The 18,048-nt window shown below is 67.6% G+C and carries 17 protein-coding genes; 10 read left to right on the forward strand and 7 right to left on the reverse strand.

Annotated features, from left to right (window positions below; genetic code table 11):
* Window positions 1-19: 19 nt before the first annotated feature.
* The 4 genes from H977_RS0114595 (at window position 20) to H977_RS0114615 (ending at window position 3,558) form a co-directional block, all read left to right on the forward strand.
* Window positions 20-388, forward strand: coding sequence for a hypothetical protein (locus tag H977_RS0114595; protein WP_029108553.1), 369 nt, complete (start codon window positions 20-22; stop codon window positions 386-388).
* Window positions 389-401: 13 nt separating this feature from the next.
* Complete coding sequence (gene gluQRS / locus H977_RS0114600) at window positions 402-1,283, forward strand: tRNA glutamyl-Q(34) synthetase GluQRS (RefSeq protein ID WP_029108554.1); 882 nt, start codon at window positions 402-404, stop codon at window positions 1,281-1,283.
* A 92-nt stretch (window positions 1,284-1,375) separates the two neighbouring features.
* On the forward strand, window positions 1,376-2,797 hold the full coding sequence (locus tag H977_RS34875) for an ABC transporter permease subunit (RefSeq protein ID WP_081681737.1): 1,422 nt from the start codon (window positions 1,376-1,378) through the stop codon (window positions 2,795-2,797).
* On the forward strand, window positions 2,794-3,558 hold the full coding sequence (locus H977_RS0114615) for an amino acid ABC transporter ATP-binding protein (RefSeq protein ID WP_029108555.1): 765 nt from the start codon (window positions 2,794-2,796) through the stop codon (window positions 3,556-3,558). The genes H977_RS34875 and H977_RS0114615 overlap by 4 nt, the downstream gene beginning before the upstream one ends.
* Here the strand turns inward: H977_RS0114615 and H977_RS0114620 are convergent.
* Window positions 3,545-4,138: a TetR/AcrR family transcriptional regulator gene (locus H977_RS0114620; RefSeq protein ID WP_029108556.1), complete on the reverse strand. Its 594-nt coding sequence runs from the start codon at window positions 4,136-4,138 to the stop codon at window positions 3,545-3,547. The genes H977_RS0114615 and H977_RS0114620 overlap by 14 nt on opposite strands.
* Window positions 4,135-5,484 (reverse strand): hydroxysqualene dehydroxylase HpnE, encoded by a 1,350-nt coding sequence (gene hpnE, locus H977_RS0114625; protein ID WP_029108557.1) that lies wholly within the window; start codon window positions 5,482-5,484, stop codon window positions 4,135-4,137. The genes H977_RS0114620 and hpnE overlap by 4 nt, the downstream gene beginning before the upstream one ends.
* A gap of 129 nt (window positions 5,485-5,613) precedes the next feature.
* Between hpnE and H977_RS0114630 the strand changes: the two genes are divergently transcribed.
* Complete coding sequence (locus H977_RS0114630; RefSeq protein ID WP_029108558.1) at window positions 5,614-6,828, forward strand: MFS transporter; 1,215 nt, start codon at window positions 5,614-5,616, stop codon at window positions 6,826-6,828.
* On the opposite strand, the gene tgt is transcribed toward H977_RS0114630, so the two are convergent.
* Window positions 6,783-8,051, reverse strand: a complete 1,269-nt coding sequence (tgt, locus tag H977_RS0114635) for a tRNA guanosine(34) transglycosylase Tgt (protein WP_029108559.1) — start codon at window positions 8,049-8,051, stop codon at window positions 6,783-6,785. The genes H977_RS0114630 and tgt overlap by 46 nt on opposite strands.
* Window positions 8,052-8,117: 66 nt before the next feature.
* On the opposite strand from tgt, the gene H977_RS0114640 reads away from it, so the two are divergent.
* Window positions 8,118-8,567: a lipoprotein LpqH gene (locus tag H977_RS0114640; protein ID WP_029108560.1), complete on the forward strand. Its 450-nt coding sequence runs from the start codon at window positions 8,118-8,120 to the stop codon at window positions 8,565-8,567.
* Window positions 8,568-8,583: 16 nt separating this feature from the next.
* Here H977_RS0114640 and H977_RS0114645 read toward each other — a convergent pair whose 3' ends face one another.
* Window positions 8,584-9,504 carry a haloalkane dehalogenase gene (locus H977_RS0114645; protein ID WP_029108561.1) on the reverse strand — a complete coding sequence of 307 codons (921 nt, stop codon included), beginning with the start codon at window positions 9,502-9,504 and terminating at the stop codon, window positions 8,584-8,586.
* Between the two features lie 135 nt (window positions 9,505-9,639).
* Here H977_RS0114645 and H977_RS0114650 point away from each other — a divergent pair, with 135 nt between their 5' ends.
* The 4 genes from H977_RS0114650 (at window position 9,640) to H977_RS0114665 (ending at window position 13,706) form a co-directional block, all read left to right on the forward strand.
* Window positions 9,640-10,140, forward strand: a complete 501-nt coding sequence (locus H977_RS0114650) for a lipoprotein LpqH (protein WP_029108562.1) — start codon at window positions 9,640-9,642, stop codon at window positions 10,138-10,140.
* Between the two features lie 107 nt (window positions 10,141-10,247).
* Window positions 10,248-11,555, forward strand: a complete 1,308-nt coding sequence (locus tag H977_RS33200) for a PE-PPE domain-containing protein (RefSeq protein ID WP_155946646.1) — start codon at window positions 10,248-10,250, stop codon at window positions 11,553-11,555.
* A gap of 22 nt (window positions 11,556-11,577) precedes the next feature.
* Window positions 11,578-13,344, forward strand: coding sequence for a penicillin-binding transpeptidase domain-containing protein (locus H977_RS0114660; RefSeq protein WP_029108563.1), 1,767 nt, complete (start codon window positions 11,578-11,580; stop codon window positions 13,342-13,344).
* Between the two features lie 101 nt (window positions 13,345-13,445).
* On the forward strand, window positions 13,446-13,706 hold the full coding sequence (locus tag H977_RS0114665) for a hypothetical protein (protein WP_029108564.1): 261 nt from the start codon (window positions 13,446-13,448) through the stop codon (window positions 13,704-13,706).
* Window positions 13,707-13,714: 8 nt separating this feature from the next.
* On the opposite strand, the gene H977_RS0114670 is transcribed toward H977_RS0114665, so the two are convergent.
* The 3 genes from H977_RS0114670 to H977_RS0114680 are packed head-to-tail and all read right to left on the reverse strand — an operon-like array spanning window position 13,715 to window position 18,002.
* A complete protein-coding gene (locus H977_RS0114670; protein WP_231395951.1) occupies window positions 13,715-15,445 on the reverse strand; it encodes a diol dehydratase reactivase ATPase-like domain-containing protein in 1,731 nt (576 codons plus the stop codon).
* The gene (locus H977_RS0114675) at window positions 15,442-15,786 is read right to left on the reverse strand and encodes a diol dehydratase small subunit (protein WP_029108566.1); all 345 of its coding nucleotides are present in this window, start codon (window positions 15,784-15,786) and stop codon (window positions 15,442-15,444) included. Before H977_RS0114675 ends, H977_RS0114670 begins: the two co-directional genes overlap by 4 nt.
* Window positions 15,783-18,002, reverse strand: a complete 2,220-nt coding sequence (locus H977_RS0114680) for a propanediol/glycerol family dehydratase large subunit (protein WP_036476089.1) — start codon at window positions 18,000-18,002, stop codon at window positions 15,783-15,785. Before H977_RS0114680 ends, H977_RS0114675 begins: the two co-directional genes overlap by 4 nt.
* Window positions 18,003-18,048: the final 46 nt, after the last annotated feature.

Raw genomic sequence — 18,048 nt, forward strand, 5'->3', positions numbered from 1 at the left:
AGCCGGGCATGCCAACAGCATGTCTGTAACCGCATTTCAGGACCTGCCACTGGCTGATCGGGACCGGGAGTGGGACGGCGATGCCGCTGACAAACGGGTCCGCAAATGGGCCGATGCGCAGGACGAACCCAACCAGAAATACCGCGACGCGCATGTCTGGTACGACAAGGACGAGAAGGACAACTTCACCGCGTACAAGTTGCTGATCGCCGACGTGGTCGGTGGCAAGCTCGAAGCCGTGCCACGTGGGGTGATGGCCGCCGGCGGCATCATGGACGGTGCCCGCGGTGGTATCGACCTCCCCAAGGACGACATCGACAAGGTGAAAAGCCACCTCGCCAAGTACTACAAGAAGATGGGCGAGACGGCCCCCTGGGAGCGCGATTAGCTAGATTGCGGGCGTGAGCCCAACCCCCGCCGGGCGGTTCGCGCCGAGCCCGTCGGCCGACCTGCACATCGGCAACCTGCGCACCGCGGTGCTGGCCTGGTTGTTCGCCCGGTCCACCGGACGCCGCTTCCTGCTGCGGGTCGAGGATCTCGATGACCGCACCAATACCTCGATCGGTGCGCGGCAAGTGGCCGACCTGGCGGCGATCGGGCTCACGTGGGACGAGCCGCCGCAGTGGCAAACCGATCACCGCGACCACTACGACGCGGTGATCGATGAGCTCTCCGGGCGTGGACTTCTGTACGAATGCTATTGCAGCCGAAGGGACATCGCCCAGGCGCCGCGGGCACCGCATGCCCCGGAAGGGGCCTACCCGGGCACGTGCCGGGACCTGACCGAATCCGAACGTGCGCGGCGCAGAGCCGAGACGGACCGCCCGCCCGCACTGCGACTGCGGACCGACACGTTCGTCGGCACCGTGACCGACCTGCTCCACGGCAGCTACACCGGGATCATCGACGACTTCGTGGTGCGCCGCGGCGACGGGGTGCCCGCCTACAACCTGGCTGTGGTGGTCGACGACGCCGCGGGAGGTATCGACCAGGTCGTTCGTGGTGACGACCTGCTGAGCTCCTCCCCGCGGCAGGCCTACCTGGCCCGGCTGCTGGACTACCCCGAACCGGTCTACGCCCACGTTCCGCTGGTGCTCAACTCCGACGGAGCCCGGCTGGCCAAACGCGACGGGGCCGTCACCTTGGCCGAGATCGGCGTCGAGCGGGCGCTGGGCCAGATCAGCGCATCGCTGGGGTGGCCCGCGCTGGACGTCGACGGCATGCTCGACCGGTTCGACCCGGGCGCGCTGCCACGGCATCCATGGGTATATCAGCCGGGCTGAGCAGAAGCCTGCCGAATACGGCCCGCCCCTGTTAGCGTCCGGCCGTGCGCTCCCGACGAATTCCGCTGCTGGGACTCCTGCTGATCCTCGCGATGTTGACGGCCGCATGCGGGGGCAAGGCCGCCGACACCGACGAACCACTGAAATCGGCCGGCGTGCTGCGCGTCGGCACCGAAGGCGTGTACTCGCCGTTCAGCTACCACGACACCGCCACCGGTCAACTCGTCGGCTATGACGTCGACGTGGCCCGTGCGGTGGCCGACAAACTCGGCGTCACAGTGGAATTCGTCGAAACACCGTGGGACTCGATTTTCGCCGCGCTCGAGGCCAACCGGTTCGACGTGGTGGCCAACGAAGTCACGATCACGCCGGAGCGGCAGGCCAAATATGACCTCTCACAGCCGTATTCGGTCGGCGAGGGCGTGATCGTCACTCGCGCCGACGACAATTCGATCAAGTCGCCGGCGGATCTGAAAGGCAAGGTCGCCGCCGAGAACGCCACCAGCAACTGGTCGGAGATCGCCCGTAAGTCCGGGGCCCGGGTGGAAGCGGTCGAAGGATTCACCCAGGCCATCAAGCTCCTCAACCAGGGCCGCGTCGATGTCGTGGTCAACGACAGCATCGCCGTCTACGCGTATCTGGCCGAGACCAACGACACGTCGGTGAAGATCGCCGGCACCGTGGGCGAGAAGAGTGAACAGGGCTTCGCCGCGCGCAAGGACAGCGGCCTGCTACCCGAACTCAACACCGCACTCGACCAGTTGCGGGCAGACGGCACGCTGGCCGCCATCTCGCAGAAATATCTCAAGGCCAATGCCTCCGGTGAGCCCGCACAGGGACCCCCGCGTTCGCATTCGACGTGGCAGTTGATCGCCGACAATCTGTGGCCGCTGGCCAGGGCCGCCCTGACGATGACCATTCCGTTGACCATCATCAGCTTCGTCATCGGCCTGGTGATCGCGCTGGCGGTGGCGCTGGCCAGGTTGTCGCCGAATGTGGTGCTGAGCAACATCGCCCGCTTCTACATCTCGATCATCCGCGGGACACCGCTGCTGGTGCAGCTGTTCATCGTGTTCTTCGCGCTGCCCGAGTTCGGCGTGAAGATCGACCCGTTCCCGGCCGCGGTGATCGCGTTCAGCCTCAACGTCGGCGGCTATGCGGCCGAGATCATCCGCTCGGCGATCCAGAGCATCCCGAAGGGGCAGTGGGAGGCCGCCGAGACGATCGGGCTGAACTACGCCGGCACGCTGCGGCGCATCATCTTGCCGCAGGCGGCCCGGGTGGCGGTGCCACCGCTGTCGAACACCCTGATCTCACTCGTCAAGGACACTTCGCTGGCCTCGACGATTCTGGTGACCGAACTGCTGCGGCAGGCCCAGATCGTCGCGGCGCCGACGTTCGAGTTCTTCGCCCTCTACGGCACCGCCGCGATCTACTACTGGGTGATCTGCCTGGTGCTGTCGTTCGGCCAGAGTCGCCTGGAGCGCCGACTGGAAAGGCATGTAGCGCGATGACCACTGAACACGAAGACCGCATCGTCGCCAGGGATGTGCACAAGGCCTTCGGCGACCTCCAGGTACTCAAAGGCGTGTCGTTCACGGTGCCGCGCGGCACTGCGACAGCCGTCATCGGCCCGTCGGGATCCGGCAAGACCACGCTGCTGCGCACCCTCAACGCCCTGGACGTCGCGGACTCCGGCGTGATCCGGGTCGGCGACACCGAGCTGGACTTCGCCAAGCCGGTACCCAAGGACCAGTTGCGCCGCTATCGGGCGCAGAGCGGCTTCGTGTTCCAGTCCCACAACCTGTTTCCGCACAAGACCGTGTTGCAGAACGTCACCGAAGGCCCGCTGGTCGTCCAGAAGCGCCCGCGCGACGAGGCGCTGACCGAGGCCACCGAACTGCTGACCCAGGTGGGGCTGGCAGACAAGCAGGACAAGTACCCGTATCAGCTCTCGGGCGGCCAGCAGCAGCGCGTCGGGATCGCCCGGGCGCTCGCGCTGAAACCCAAAGTGGTGCTGTTCGACGAGCCGACCTCGGCGCTGGACCCGGAACTGGTCGGCGAGGTGCTCGCGGTGATCCGCGACCTGGCCGTCGAAGGCTGGACCTTGGTGGTCGTCACCCACGAAATCCAGTTCGCCCGGCAGGTTTCCGATCAGGTGCTGTTCACCGACCGCGGGGTGATCCTGGAGCAGGGGCCGCCCGCCGCCGTGATCGGGGACCCGAAGGAAGAGCGCACCCGCCAATTCCTCCAGCGCATCCTCAACCCGCTCTAGCCGCCGCAGCGGAGAACGTCACGGCCCAATCGACGAGCGAACGCAGATGGGCCCGCACCTCGTCGTCAGGATGGCCGCTTGGGTCCTCCAGGTGTATGCGGGCGAGCTCCTCGATCGCGGACAACAGGATTCGCACCGTCGTCCCATCCGGATCGACGTCGACGCCGGCAGCGACCGACAGCGGGCGCGCCGCGACCTTCCTGGCATAACAACGGCCCACTTCGATGCGTTCGCGCACCTGTGGGGGCGCGCCGTCAGGAGGCCGCAAGATGATGCGCCAACTCGTCGGCGCCGCATGCAGGTAAGCCAGAATTCCCCTGCCGAGCTGCTCAGGATCGAGATCGGGCTGGTCCACGGTACGCATCCCGGCGAACGCGATCGCCGACTCACGGTCCAGCAGCGCGGTGGTCAGCCCGGCGAGATCGGTGAACTGCTGGTAGACAACGGTTCTGGTTATCCCAGACTGGCCAGCAACCCGCTCGATGGTCAATGCGGGATAGCCGCCTTCGGCGACGATGTCGCGGGCGACGTCGAGCAGTTGTGCCCTGCGGTCCGCGCCGCTGAGCCGACGCCGGGTCATTTCAGCAACAGATCCACGGCTATCGCAGCGCTCTGCACGGCGCTCTCCATGGTGGCCGACCAGTCGGTGGCGGTCCAGTCACCTGCCAGTACCAACGACGGCACCGAGGTCCGTTGCGGCGGGCGCAGCGCATCCGTGCCGACCACCTGCGAGAAAGTCGCCTTCGGCATCTTGACCACCTGCGCCTGAACGACTTTCGCCTCGCGTGCTGCCGGATAGTACCGGCCCAACAACGCCATCTGCTCGTCGACGATCTCGTCGTTGCTCTTGTGGATCTGCTCGTAGGCGCCGCTGGTGGTCAGGCAGTACAGCCAGGCCCGGCCGGCGTCACGGCCATGCATGATCTGGCGGTCGAAGACCTCGTCGATCACCCCGGTTCCGCCGATCAGACCCTCGAACGCCGACTCGGTGCCCAACGGACGGTCGAGGTAGAGATTGGTGCTGACGATCGGGGTGTATCCCAGTTTGTCTGCGGCAGCATAGATCTCGGGATGCTCCGGCAGGTCATCGAGCAGTCCTCCGACGTTGGAGTTCGGCACCGCGCAGACCACCGCGTCGGCGGGTACTTCGGCGCCGTCGGCGAGGAGCACTCCGGTGACGGTGCCGTTCTCGATGCGGACCCGTCGCGCGACGGCGCGGTAGCGGACGTCGACGCCGCGTTCGGCGAACACCTTCAATGCGCCGGTGACGTAGAGGGTGTCGAGGTCGACGGTGGGATAGCCGATGGTGACCGGCGTACGGTGCTTGAACCCGAGCCGGATGCCCGTGGCCATCACGTTGGCGAAGATCTTGGCCGATTCGCGGGCGACCGGCTCGGCGGCGATTCCCAGGGCGAGCCAGTCCCACAAGGCTTCTCGTGCCGGGGCCGGCATACCGACGCGCTCGAACCACTGCTGGGTGGTGAGGTCTGCCAGGTCTGCCGGCTGATGCAGGGCCTGCCAGCCCAACCGCAATGTGGCGCGGGCGGCGCGCAGCCGGTCGGCCCAGTTTGCGTCGGGGTGAACCCCGAACAGGGTGCGGACGGCCCCGGCGCCGGTGGTCTGCATGGTGACCTTGCGCCCGTCGGGCCATCGCAGTGTCGAGGACTTCGGAAAGGCGATGTGCTGCCGGGTGCCGACGCTGGCCAGGTAGCGGTAGAGGTGCTGGTAGCCGCTGGCGATCACGTGCTGGCCGTTGTCGGGGACATCGTCCGCCTCCTCGGCCCGCATCGCATGGGTGCGTCCACCGAGCCGGCCACGTCGCTCGAGCAAGGTGACGCTCTTGCCCGCTTCACTGAGCCAGACCGCGGCGGCCAGCCCGGCCAGTCCGCCGCCGATCACCACGTAGCGCCGCGTGTCCTCGTCCATACCGCCCCTCAATGCGCCCAACTTACAAATTGCAAGTTAAGTCCCCCCCTGCGGTCATGGTCAACCATCGCGGCCACGCGGTCCGATTTCCGCCAGCATCGGCTCGCCCACACCCATAACGTCGCCGACATGACATCACAGCCCGGTCTACAGCGAATCACCGTGTGGTTCATGGCGATTGCCGCAGCCCTCGGCACCGCCGCCATCTACCCGCTACAGCCGGCGATATCCGAAGTCGCTGACAGCCTTGACATCTCGGTCGCACAGGTCGGTGTCGCGCTGGCATGCGGTCCCGTCGGCTATCTGCTGGGGCTCGCGCTACTGGTGCCGCTCGTCGACCGATTCCCACCGAACTACCTGCTGGGCGCGCAGTTCTTCGCCCTGGCCGCGGCCTTGGCCGCCAACGCCGCCGCGGGCAGCCTGTGGATGTTGGGGCTCACGGTCGGCATCATCGGCGCCTGTTCCACCGTCGGTGCGCAGTTGAGTTCGATCAGCGCGCGCTTCGTCCCCGACGGACGTCGGGCGACTGCGCTGGGCATTGTCACGGCGGGTATCTCGGCCGGGATCATCGCGGGCCGAATCGTCGGGGGCCGGCTGACAGACATGGTCGGATGGCGGGGCGGCCTGCTCGTGTTCGCGCTGGCATGCGCCGTCACCGCACTGGTGGCACTACGGACGCTGCCCGGCACCGCCGGTGTGTCCACGAACGGATATCTGGCGACGCTGCGCGGTCTGCCCGGCCTGTACCGGCGCTTTCCCTCGTTGCGCATTGCCGCGGTACGGGGCGCCCTCTGGTTCTTCGCGTTCTGCGCGGTGTGGGCAGGCCTGGCCGTCGCACTGGCCCAACCGCCGTATTCGTATTCGGCAGAGCGGATCGGCCTCTACGCGCTTGCCGGTCTGCTGGGCATCGTCGCCACGCGCATCGCGGGTGTGTGGACCGACCGTGCAGGCGCGCGCCGTGTCATGTTGGTCGGCCTGCTCGTCGCCACCCTCAGCGTGATCGCCCTCGCCGCAGGTCTGTCGAATCCCGTGGTCACCGTCGCCGGCCTCGCCATGTTCGATGCCGGACTCTTCGCGGCCCAGGTGGCCAACCAGAGCACGGTTCTGGCGATCGACCCCGCCGCGCCGGCGCGGTTCAACAGCGCCTACATGGTGGTGTACTTCGTGGGAGGCAGCCTGGGTACCGCATTCGGCGCAGCCGCCGTCGGATGGCTCGGTTGGCCGGCTACCGCCGCCCTCACCGCCGTCGCGATCGCGCTGGCAATGCTGCTCACCGCCGGCGGCCGGAGCGGCCGAGTTCAGACTTGTGGCGCTTCGCGCACGCGCTCGTCGCGCACCCCGTAATACCGCCCCAGCACATGCGCCCGCAGCTCGTCGAACTCGCCGGCGACGATCGAGGCCCGGATCTGATCGACCAGCCGGATCACGAAGCGCTCGTTGTGGATGGTGCACAGGGTCGCCGACAACATCTCCTTGGCCTTGAACAGGTGCCGGATATAGGCGCGGGAGTAGTTGGCGCAGGTGTAGCAATCGCATTCGGCGTCGATCGGGGTGAAATCCCGCTTGTACCGGGCGCCGGTGATGTTGAACCGCCCGGTCGCCGAGTACACCGCGGCGTTGCGCGCCACCCGCGACGGCGACACACAGTCGAAGGTGTCGGCTCCGGCGGCCACCGCGTCGAACAGGTCGTCGGGCTCACTGATGCCCAGCAGGTGGCGCGGCTTGTCGGCGGGCAGCTCACTGCTGACCCAGCCCACGATGGTCGCCAGATTCTGCTTCTCCAGCGCACCGCCGATGCCGTAGCCGTCGAAGCTGAGCCCCTCGGCGGGCCCGGCCTCATCGCCGATCCGGGCCAGCCCGCTCGCTGCCTGGCGGCGAAGATCCTCGTACTGAGCGCCCTGCACCACCCCGAACAACGCCTGCCGGGGCCGCTCCGGCGACAGGCCCTGCAGGCGGTGGTGCTCGGCCAGGCACCGCACCGCCCACTCATGGGTGCGCTCCACCGAGCTTTCCTGATAGGCGCGGGTGTTGACCAGGGTGGTGAGCTCATCGAACGCGAAGATGATGTCGGCGCCGAGCTGGTTCTGGATACCGATCGACACCTCTGGGGTGAATCGGTGTTTCGAGCCGTCGAGATGCGAGCGGAAGGTGACACCGTCGTCGTCCACGACGGCCAGCCGCTCCTTGCCCTTGGCGATGATGTCGTCGGTCTGCAGCCGCTCGGTATCCATGGCCAGGACCTTCTTGAACCCGACGCCCAGCGACATGACCTGGAATCCGCCGCTGTCGGTGAACGTCGGGCCAGGCCAGTTCATGAATGCCCCGAGCCCGCCGGCCTCGGCCACGATGTCCGGGCCGGGTTGCAGGTACAGGTGGTAGGCGTTGGCCAGGATCGCTTGGGCGCCAACCTGTTTCATGGCCTCGGGAAGCACCGATTTCACCGTGGCCGCTGTCCCGACCGCGATGAACGCCGGGGTCTGGATGTCGCCGTGCGGTGTATGGATGGTCCCGACCCGGCCGAGTCGGCCGGGCAACTCGGCCTCCACGGTGAAATAGGGCTGGTCCACACCAGGTATTCAACCGGATGCGCGTCCGATTTCCGTCACGGGGGCGGACGCGACCATACTGCGGACGTGAATTTGGTCAAGAGCCGCCCAATCGTCATCGCCACCGGATGCGCTGTGTTTCTGGCCGCAGTCGCCGGATGCTCGTCGCAGGACTCGGAATCCTCAGGGAAAACCGGCCAGGGCCGGGTGACCTTCGGCCCCAACGATGCCGGTCCCGTCACCAACGTCAGCTGCGAGACCAAGGACGGGCTGACCACCATCAGCATCGAGGCCAAGATGCCGGCCTCCGTGGTGCTGACCGAGGGCGCCTCCCCGACGGTGCAGTCGGTGAAGATCGGCGACGTGAACGGCGAGGGCTCCTCGCTCACCTATCTCGCCGGCCTGTCGGGTGTACCGGTGGTGGCAGCGCGCGACGGCAAGGGTTACACCGTCACCGGTACCGGCATGGGCATCGACCCCAACCAGCCGGCCGCGCCGGTGGACATGCCGTTCGACATCGCCGTCACCTGCCCATAGGGCGACGACAGCAGACCTAGCTCGGGCGTAGACCGCCGGCGAGGAACTCGACTACCGCCCCAGCGAGTTCCTCGCCGGCGTCCTCCTGCAGGAAATGACCGGCATCCCGGATCACGGGATGGTCGATGCCCTGCGCGCCGCGCATCTCCCGCTTGAAAATGGGTGCCATGCCCCCGGTGATCGGATCACCGTCACTGAATGCCACCAGCATCGGAGTTTCGCCGGCCGCCAACACCTTCCATGCCGATCGGTTGGCGGCCGAAGCCGGGTCGTCGGGCGACGTGGGCACCAGGCCCGGCATCGCCCGCGGACCCGCACAGTACGAGTCGTCGGGGAACGGGGCGTCATAGGCGGCCCGGACCTCGTCGCTCACCGGCCGCCGACATCCCGATGCCACGAACCGCCCGACGTCGATCGTGGGCAGATTTTGGATCGCGGTGCGGAACTGCCACCAGATTTCGGGCATCGGGATGTCTCCGGTGGGCAGCCCGGTGTTGGCGACGACGACGCCGGCGAACCGGTCAGGGTGTTCGGCGGCCAACCGCAGCCCGATCAGGCCGCCCCAGTCCTGACAGACCAAGGTCACCCGACGTAGGTCCAGCACGTCGAAGGCCAGCACCCTCATCCATTCGACATGCCGCTCATAACTGTGGTCCTCGATGCGGGTGGGCTTGTCCGACCGGCCGAAGCCGACCAGGTCTGGGCAAACGACCCGATGTCCCGCGGCGACCAGAACGGGGATCATCCGGCGATAGAGAAACGACCACGATGGTTCCCCATGCAACAACAGCACCGGATCCGCCTCCGGTGGCCCGGCCTGCACCCAGGCCACCCGCAATCGACCACCCTCCGCGTCATCGATATCGGAATACTCTGGTGGATAAGGAAATTCAGGAAGATCGCCGAAGCGGTCTTCGGGCGTGCGCAGCGTCCGCATGTCCTCGAACTTACGACCGCCCCGCCCTATCGACAAACAATTCACCCAAACGCACGCCCACGACCTGCGCAAACTCCATACTTCTGCCTGACAGCCCGCCACTGATGGCGGGCTGCACAATCGTGAGGAGCACTGGTGAAGCGTGAGTTCCTGGTAGCCGTCGGCGGCGCCGCGATCATCGTCGCAGGCCTGTCCGGCTGTTCGTCGAGCGACAAGAAAGAAACCTCCAGCGACACGACAGCCACGGCATCGGCGTCGGCGACAACCTCGGTCGCCTCAGGCGACACGACGGCGACCACCGGCGCGGGCACCGCCCGGGTTGTCATCGACGGCACGGAGCACAAGGTCGAGGGCACGGTCGTGTGCGCCACGGTCGCGGGCAATGTCAGCCTGACCGTCGGTCAGGGCATGAGCGCAGTGAGCGCCACGCTCAGCGAGGGCGACAAGCCGTCGGTCACGGCAGTGGCACTGGGCAACATCGACGGCGTCAGCCTCGGCTACACTCCCGGCGTCCCCGGCGGCAGCGCCGAAGCCACCAAAGACGGCAACAAGTACACGATCAAGGGCGACGCGACCGGGGTTGACGGGATGAACCCCGTCACCAAGTCATTCGAACTCGAAGTCGCCTGCCCTTGACAGAATCCCCTACATCTAGCAAACGACTGACATAGTGTGGGCCCGGACTGACCCGGGCCCACACTCCGTTCTCAGTCGTCTTGACCCGCACGACGCCGAGGAGCCCAGTGGCCAGTCACCGTAAGCGCGCACGTTCATCCGCTGCCGTGGTGGCCGGCGCCACCGCCGGCATGACGGCGGTCCTCACCTTCGGACAGGTCGCCGACGCGCTCGCGGCCACCCTGCCGGGCGACGGTGCCGTGGTGGGGGTGGGCGGGGCGAAGAACCCCACCAGCGACCGGATCCAGGACAAGTTCAGCGGCGCGTACGTGCCGTATGGCGGCGAGTTCGTCGACGTCACCGACCACCAGTTCAAGGCCGTCCAGTACTCGGCCACCTTGCCGATCGACACGAGTGTGGCCGACGGACGCCAGCCGTTGATCGACACGGTCGCCGTAGCGCGCACACAGGTCGGCCCGGACGGGACGGTCTACATCGTCAGCTACTCCGAGGGCACCCTCGTCGCCGAGAACTACAAGCGCGAACTCAATGCCGGGACAGTCGACGACCCCGGCGGAAACATCGAATTCGTGTACATCGCGGCCCCGACGGTTCCCAACGGCGGCATCTATGCGCGCTTCCCGAATATGGGTCCGCTCGGTCTCCTCGGTTTCACCAGCACCGGGGCAGCCGCGCCCACGACCTACAACCAGACCTTCATCACCGTCGAATACGACCCGGTGGGCGACTTCCCGGCGTACGCCAACCCGTTGTCGCTGGCCAATGCCGTCGCGGGATTCGCCTATCTGCACGGTGATCCGACGCCCGACGCCGCCGACCTCAACGATCCGGACACGATCATCGTGAAACCGGTCGGCACCGACACCTACATCCTGGTCAAGACCGAGCACCTGCCACTGCTGCAGCCCGTGCGTGACTTCTCGACGGCCCTCAACGCCACGGCTTTCACCGAGCCGATTCTCGGCGCGATCGAGCCGACGCTGAAGCTCGGCGTCGACATGGGTTACACCGACCGGGACTACTCCGATCCCGCCACGCCGACCCGCTTCTCCTTGATCACCCCGCCTCAACGCGTCATCGACACCGTCAAGGCGCTGCCGGGCGCCCTGCAGGAAGGCGCCGATAATTTCAGGAACGGGTCGTCCTCTACCACAACGCCTTCCACGACGTCTGAGCCCACAGATCGCAACGCGGCGAAGAACGACATCCCCGTCGCTCGGCCCAAAGCCGAACCGGACGCTGAGGCCGGCGTTCCCGAGAAGCCGGTCAAGCGCCTGCCCGCGCACCGGCGCGACGACGTGCGCAACTCCGTGTCCGATCTCGCGAAGAACGTCAGGAACTCGCTGAAGCCCCATCCCAGGCCGAAGCACGAGGCCAAGCCGAAGACCGAATCGGACGCGGACCGGGCTGCCTAGGTACTGATGTCATGCTGGGAGCATGACTCAACGGCGCGCCTGGTTCTTGCTGCTGTGCCTGTTCTTCCCGCTCGTGGGATGTTCGTCCTCCCCGGACCCCGCTGACCGCTTCGCCGCATTCGCCGATGCCTTGCAGCGCAAAGATGCTCACGGCGCGGCCGAGCAGACCACCGACCCCGCTGCGGCCGAACCGGCAATCACCTCGATGTTCGACGGCATGGGCGATGCCGCCGCGGTCAAGGTCAGTGCCGCTCCCGAGGACGGCAACGATGCCGGCGCGACCCTGAAATACGAGTGGTCCTGGGGTGAGGGTCATGATTTCGCCTACGACGTCGTCGGCACCGCGACCAAGTCCGGTGACGACTGGCGTATCTCGTGGACGCCGACACTGTTGCACCGAGACCTGCGCGACGGCTTGAGGTTTCAGTACAGCACCGACAGCGACCTACAGACCCCGGTACTGGACCGGACCGGCCAGCCGTTGATGACGTGGCAGACCGTGGGTGTGATCTCCCTGGATCGCGCCCACCTGGATTCGGCCGCCCCGCTCGCCGCGCTCCTGGCACCCTTCGATCCGACCACCACCGCGGAATCCATCGGCGCACAGTTCGCGTCGAACTCCGATGATCGGGTGACGGTGATGAAGCTGCGCGAAGACGACCTCACGTCGGTGCGCGACCAACTGACCCAGGTTCCGGGGGTCACGGTGGCCGAGCAGGGTGACCTGCTGACGACCGACCGCCAGCTGTCCTCACCAGCCATCGCCGGCTTGGCCCAGCTGTGGCACGACCGGATCACCAAAGCCGCCGGGTGGTCGGTATATCTGGTCGACGGGGACGGCGCGCCCGCACAACGGCTGGCCGCGCAACCACCCGCGCCGACCGACCCGATGCGCACCACGCTGGACCTGCGCCTGCAACTGCGCGCCCAGCAGGCCGTCGCCCAGGAGGCGCGGCCCGCCGTGGTGGTCGCTCTGTCCGGCTCCACCGGCGGCATCCTGGCCGCGGCGCAGAACACCGCTGCGGATCCACAAGGCGCCATTGCCTTTTCAGGCCTCTATCCGCCGGGGTCGACGTTCAAGACCATCACCACCGCTGCCGCGCTGGAAGCCAACCTGGCGACCCCGGAGACCCCGGTGGCCTGCCCCGGCCGGTTGACCATCGAGAACCGCACCATTCCCAACGACGACGACTTCGACCTCGGCACGGTGCCGTTGACGGCGGCGTTCTCCCACTCGTGCAACACCAGCATGGCGGCGCTGTCCGACAAGCTGCCCGCCGACGCGCTGACCAAGACTGCCCGCGCATTCGGCATCGGGGTCGACTTCACCATCCCGGGGCTGACCACGGTGACCGGTCGGGTTCCCAACGCCGACAGCGCCGCGCAGCGGGTGGAGAACGGTATCGGCCAGGGCACCGTGACAGTGAGCCCGTTCGGACTCGCGGTCGCCGAGGCCAGCCTGGCGCACGGCTCGACCGTCCTGCCGAACCTGGTGGATGGCGACAAGGTGACCGCCGATACCCCCTCGGAGACACTGCCCACCGCTGTCACCGGGGCGCTGCGGGACATGATGCGCAAGACCGTGACCGAGGGCACCGCAAGCCAATTGAGCGATATCCCCGACCTCGGCGGCAAAACCGGAACGGCGGAATTCGGCGACAACACGCACTCGCACGGGTGGTTCGCCGGTATCGCCGGTGACATCGCCTTCGCCACCCTGGTGGTGGGCGGTGACTCCTCGACGCCCGCGGTGAAGATCTCGGGAGACTTCCTGCGGGCTACCGGGTAGCCCTACCTATGAGATGGGTGTCAGCAGCGACGACACCAGAGTGCCGGAGCGACAGGATTTATTCATCGCCAGCAAGGGCGACCGGCACCGAGGAGACCACCATGAAGAACCCGATGAAGTTCGCCGCCACCGCACTCGCCGCCGTCGCGATCGGCGGGGCAGTCGCCATGGCCCCGATCGCCGCCGCTGACACCGGTTCGCATCCGGCCATCGCGGCCGCCGCCAACAACAGCCCGATGACGGGCACCGATCCCCTGGTCCCCTACGGAACCAATCCGTATCTCCCCTATCCGCAGGGCTACGTCGATTCCAACCATGACGAGGTCTACACCACGAATGGCAGTGTGGAACTTCCGTTCTGAGGCCGCACTCAGCTCCGCGAGGCGGTGGCGCACAGATGCACCAGTCCTGACGCCACCGCGAAGCGGGGGCCATGAACCCCGTCGATGTTGGCTCGCCCCACCACAACTCCGCTGGGGCGCAACGATTCACCGACAGTCCGCAGCAGTTCGTCATCCAGCGCCCCGCCACCGGCAAGCACCAACGCGGTAGGGGGCTTCTCGAACGCGGCCAGGCACCGGGCGATGTTGGCCGCCACGGTCTCCTGCTTGATCGCCAACCGCAGGCTGCGCCATTCCTCGGCCGCCAGCTTGGTGGAGAACGGCACCAATCCGGCTGTGCCACGGGTGCACAGCCGGCCGATCGCGTCGGCCGGGGCGGGTGAATCCAGGAACAGGCGCCGCCCGTCCTCCTCATGGGCCACGTGCGGGCCTTCCACCCGGATCGCCGGGGTGCGTTTGACCCGCTCGGCCAGTGCGCGAGGGATGTTGAGCATCCGGGCGACAGCGACGGTGATGCTCTCACCCGCGCCCGCCGCCGTGACGGCACGGTCCGTACCGATCAGATCGATGGTGCCACCGCCGATATCGCACACCACCGAATCCGGCGGCAGGCCAGGCGTGGTGCGCGCGCCACGGGCGGCCGCTTCAGGTTCGGTGGCGATGGTACGGGCCGGACGACCGGTGAGCTCGGCGAGCGTCGCCGCGGCATCCTCGACATGGTCGGCCGCCAGCAGGGCCACCACCGTGCCCCTGGCATCGGCCACGCCACGGCGCAACCACGTGCCGCTGTCGAGTGCGGTCAAATCGGTGAAAAAGGCATCGTCCACCTCCATCTCGTGATCGGCGGTCGCCATGGAGCGCAACCGGATCCGCACCACACTGCCCGGCAGCTCACGCCGCAGGATGGCGTGCGCCTGTGCGGGTGAGTATCTGGCCAGTGCTCCGTCGATCCTGAATTCGACGTAGTCGTCGTCCACCGCGGGTGGTTCCGGTGGCTCGGTGCGTGCCGTCACCGCGATCGCCGGGGAATCCGAGAGCTCCCTGGTGAATTCGGCCACGTCGTGGATCCGCTCATGGCCCAGCTGCAGTGCCGCGCACAGGGCGATCGGATCGGCCAGCGCCCGGTAGGCGCGCCCCTCGGCCACCACCTCGACCGCGACCAGCACCCCGGGCGTCAACCCGTCGAGCATCACCTCGTCGACCACGGGGACGTCGAGCGGGATCCGGTTGCGGATCAACACCGCATCGTCCTGAGCGGCCAGCACACCCGCGATGGTCCAGCCGCGCGCCACCGCGGCGGTGATGGCCGCCGCGGCGACCTCGAAATCGGTGTCCCCGTCAACCGAGACGATCACCGGGCCGTCGTCGAGCGCGCCGGTCAACGCACCCAGCGGCACGTGCCGGCCGACCGCGTACCCCGTACCGGCAGGAGTGCTCGCGTCCGGCCTGCGCAGGCTGCGTACAGGTGAGCGCGGCGACGGTGCCGGCGCCAGCGGAGCGGTCTCGGTGTCGACCGGGCGGATCGCCGAGAGCACCAGCTCGTCGGCGTGGATCTGCGCGTCGACCTCGATGCGGCGCAGCAGCGCGGCCGCTCCGTCCAGCGATTCCCGGGATCCCTTGCGGCCCCGGGTCGGTGCCTGCCCGTGGCTCAGTGGTTGCACCTCGCCGTCGAGGATCCGGGCCAGGACGATCTCGGTGGTGTGGTTGCCCACGTCGATCCCGGCGACAATGTGTTCGGGCCGGCGATTGGGCACCGTCACCGCAACAAGCCCCGGCGGGCATATACCGTCGCGGCTTGGCGCACCAGTTCCGCGCAGCGCGCGGCGCCTCGGGTCTCCAGCGACGCCTGCAGCGCGTCGAGTTCGGCGGCGGTGGAGCGGTGCGGACGCAGAGCCTCGTACAGGCCCATCACCTCTTCATCGTCGATCGTCGCCAACTCGGCTGCGCGCAGGAAGTTCTCGGCGAGTTGGGGGTTGCCGTTCTCCTCTGCGACCACCGCCTGGTGTGCCAGGGTCGCCGGGTCCATCCGCAGATCCGACAGATCCAGCTTGCCGTCGACGGCCGCGTCTACCGAAAACTTCTGGGCTGACTTGTCGCTCATGCCCGGGCCACCTCCACCGTGACGGGTGCCCGGCCCGGCTCGCTGGCCTCACGCTCCAGCGCGACGAGTGCCACCGCGCGGGCGTGGTAGCGCGCCGAGATCGACTCGTCGGTACCTCCGGTCAGGATCGGCACCGGGGCCATGCCCTTGGCGTGCCGGGCCGCGTTGCGGCCCAGCTCGCGATAGTTCCTCGCCGTCAACAACGGGGCCACGCTGAACAGCTCCAGGTTGGCCAGCGGTGCCAGATCTCTGCGATGGATGAGGGCAGTACCCTTGCCCTGCAAGCCGATTCCGATCCCCGACCCGGACAGTTTGGCCGCCGTCAGGCCGATCAGGCCGACGTCGATGGTCGAGCGAACCCGGACGAACCGCGGCACGCAGCCCTCCTCCTCCAGCCCGGCGGAAAGTTGACGGATCACCTCACCGATCGGCAGGCCGCACAGGCTCAGCCACACGCTGCGCCCCAGTGCGGGCGACAACCCGATGCACACCTCCCGCGGATCGCTGCCCTGACGGGCGGGTTCGAGATCGGTGACGGTGATGTGGCCTGCGTGCTCGACCTGGTCGGCGGTGAGCTCACCGCCGGTGCGCTGCTGACGGATGTTGTCGATCTCGGCCCGGCGCGCATCGCTCGGCGTGTAACCGGTTGCGGGACCGGCGTAGTCGTTCGGATCGGTGATCTTGGACAGCACCCGGAACTGCTCGTCGAAGATCGCCGAGGTCTGCAACTGGTCACCACGCAGGCGCTCGGCCGTCAGCCGCATGATGGCCCCGGCCTCCTCGTCGTACCCGGTGCGCTTCAGCGACGCCACCACGTCGAACACCGTGAGCTGCTTGGCCTCGATGGCGTTGGCCGCTTCCGCCACAGCCTTGGGATCGCCGGGCGGCAGATCGCGCGACCCGTTGGCGACCACCACTTCCTCGATGTGGCTGTCGTCGAAATCGGCCAGGCCGAGATCCCGGTAGACCGCCTGCACGGCCGTCGCGGCCCGCCGCCGGACTGCGGCGAGGTGCTCGGGCGACACCGTGCGCAAACCGCCGTCGGCTCCCCAATCCCGTTGCAGGACCAGGAAATCGTCCATATCGTCGGAATTGAAGTTGGACAGCGCGAACGCGTTGTCGTAGCGCGGGATCGAGCCGAACCCGGAGAAGATGAAATCGGCACCGGCCAGCAGGACGGGCAGGGTGTGCGCGCTGCGGCGGATGTCGGATTCGGAGATCAGGTTGTCATTGCCCGCGCACGACTCCAGATCGCGCATCATCACCATCAGGTTCTCGGCGAGCAACTCCTTCATGCCCTCGGGCACCGAGGCCACCACACCCACCCCGTCGATACCGCCGTTCTGCACGCCCTGGGAGCCGAGCGCCCGGGCCAGCGACACGCAGCGCGATTCCAGGTACAGGATCGAGCATTTCTCGGCCGCACCCATGAGCACCTCGGCCCCGCCGCCACTGGTGACCCGCATCTTCAAACCGCGTGACGCATAGGCACTTGTCAGGATCGCCTTGGAGAACGGGGTGTCATCGCCGTCGACGAACACCTGCTCGGTGCCGTAGATGGAAATGGTCTCGGCATAGCTGGTCAGCCCGCGCATACCGAGCCGCAGCTCAAGCGCCTCCTCGATCGCGCACTGCGCCATCGCGCCCGGCGTCCCCACCTGCGAACCGATCAGCAGCGCAACGGCATTCGACGGCGCGTCGCCCAGCACCGGAACCGTCGTCTCGACCTCACGGAAACCGTAGGCCACCGCGCCGGCCGCGTCGGCGGCGATCAGCATCGGATCGTCCAGCTGGTTGGTGACGTGGGCCTGGTTGCTCGGGGTGCGTCGGGCCCGCATCTTCGCCATGGCCACCTGGATCTCGACCGGCGTCAGCACCGCGATGACCCGTGCGAGCTTGGCCGGCGTGGTGCCGCCGATCAGCCGGACCACCTCGGCGCGGGGAACGTTGAGGTCGACGGTCTTGCGGGCCAGCTCGACGTCGGACATCGACATGGCCTCGGCCGCGACGTTCAGGTCAAGGCCGTAGCGGGCGATGAACTCGTCGATCACGTCGAAATCGGCGGCGGCCTTGCCGTCCATCTCGATGACCTGGCCGTCCCGCAGCACCAGCGAGGGTTCCGGATCGTGCGGACTGCGCATCGCCACCAGACCCAGATCCGGGTTCGGCGTGCTGAACCCGTCGAGGTTCACCGGCTTGGCATCGAGAATCCGCATCCTGCCGAGGTAGGCACCGCCGTCATCCGCCACGCCGACCATTTTG

This window comes from Mycobacterium sp. URHD0025, from assembly GCF_000426065.1.
Classification (GTDB): Bacteria; Actinomycetota; Actinomycetes; order Mycobacteriales; family Mycobacteriaceae; genus Mycobacterium.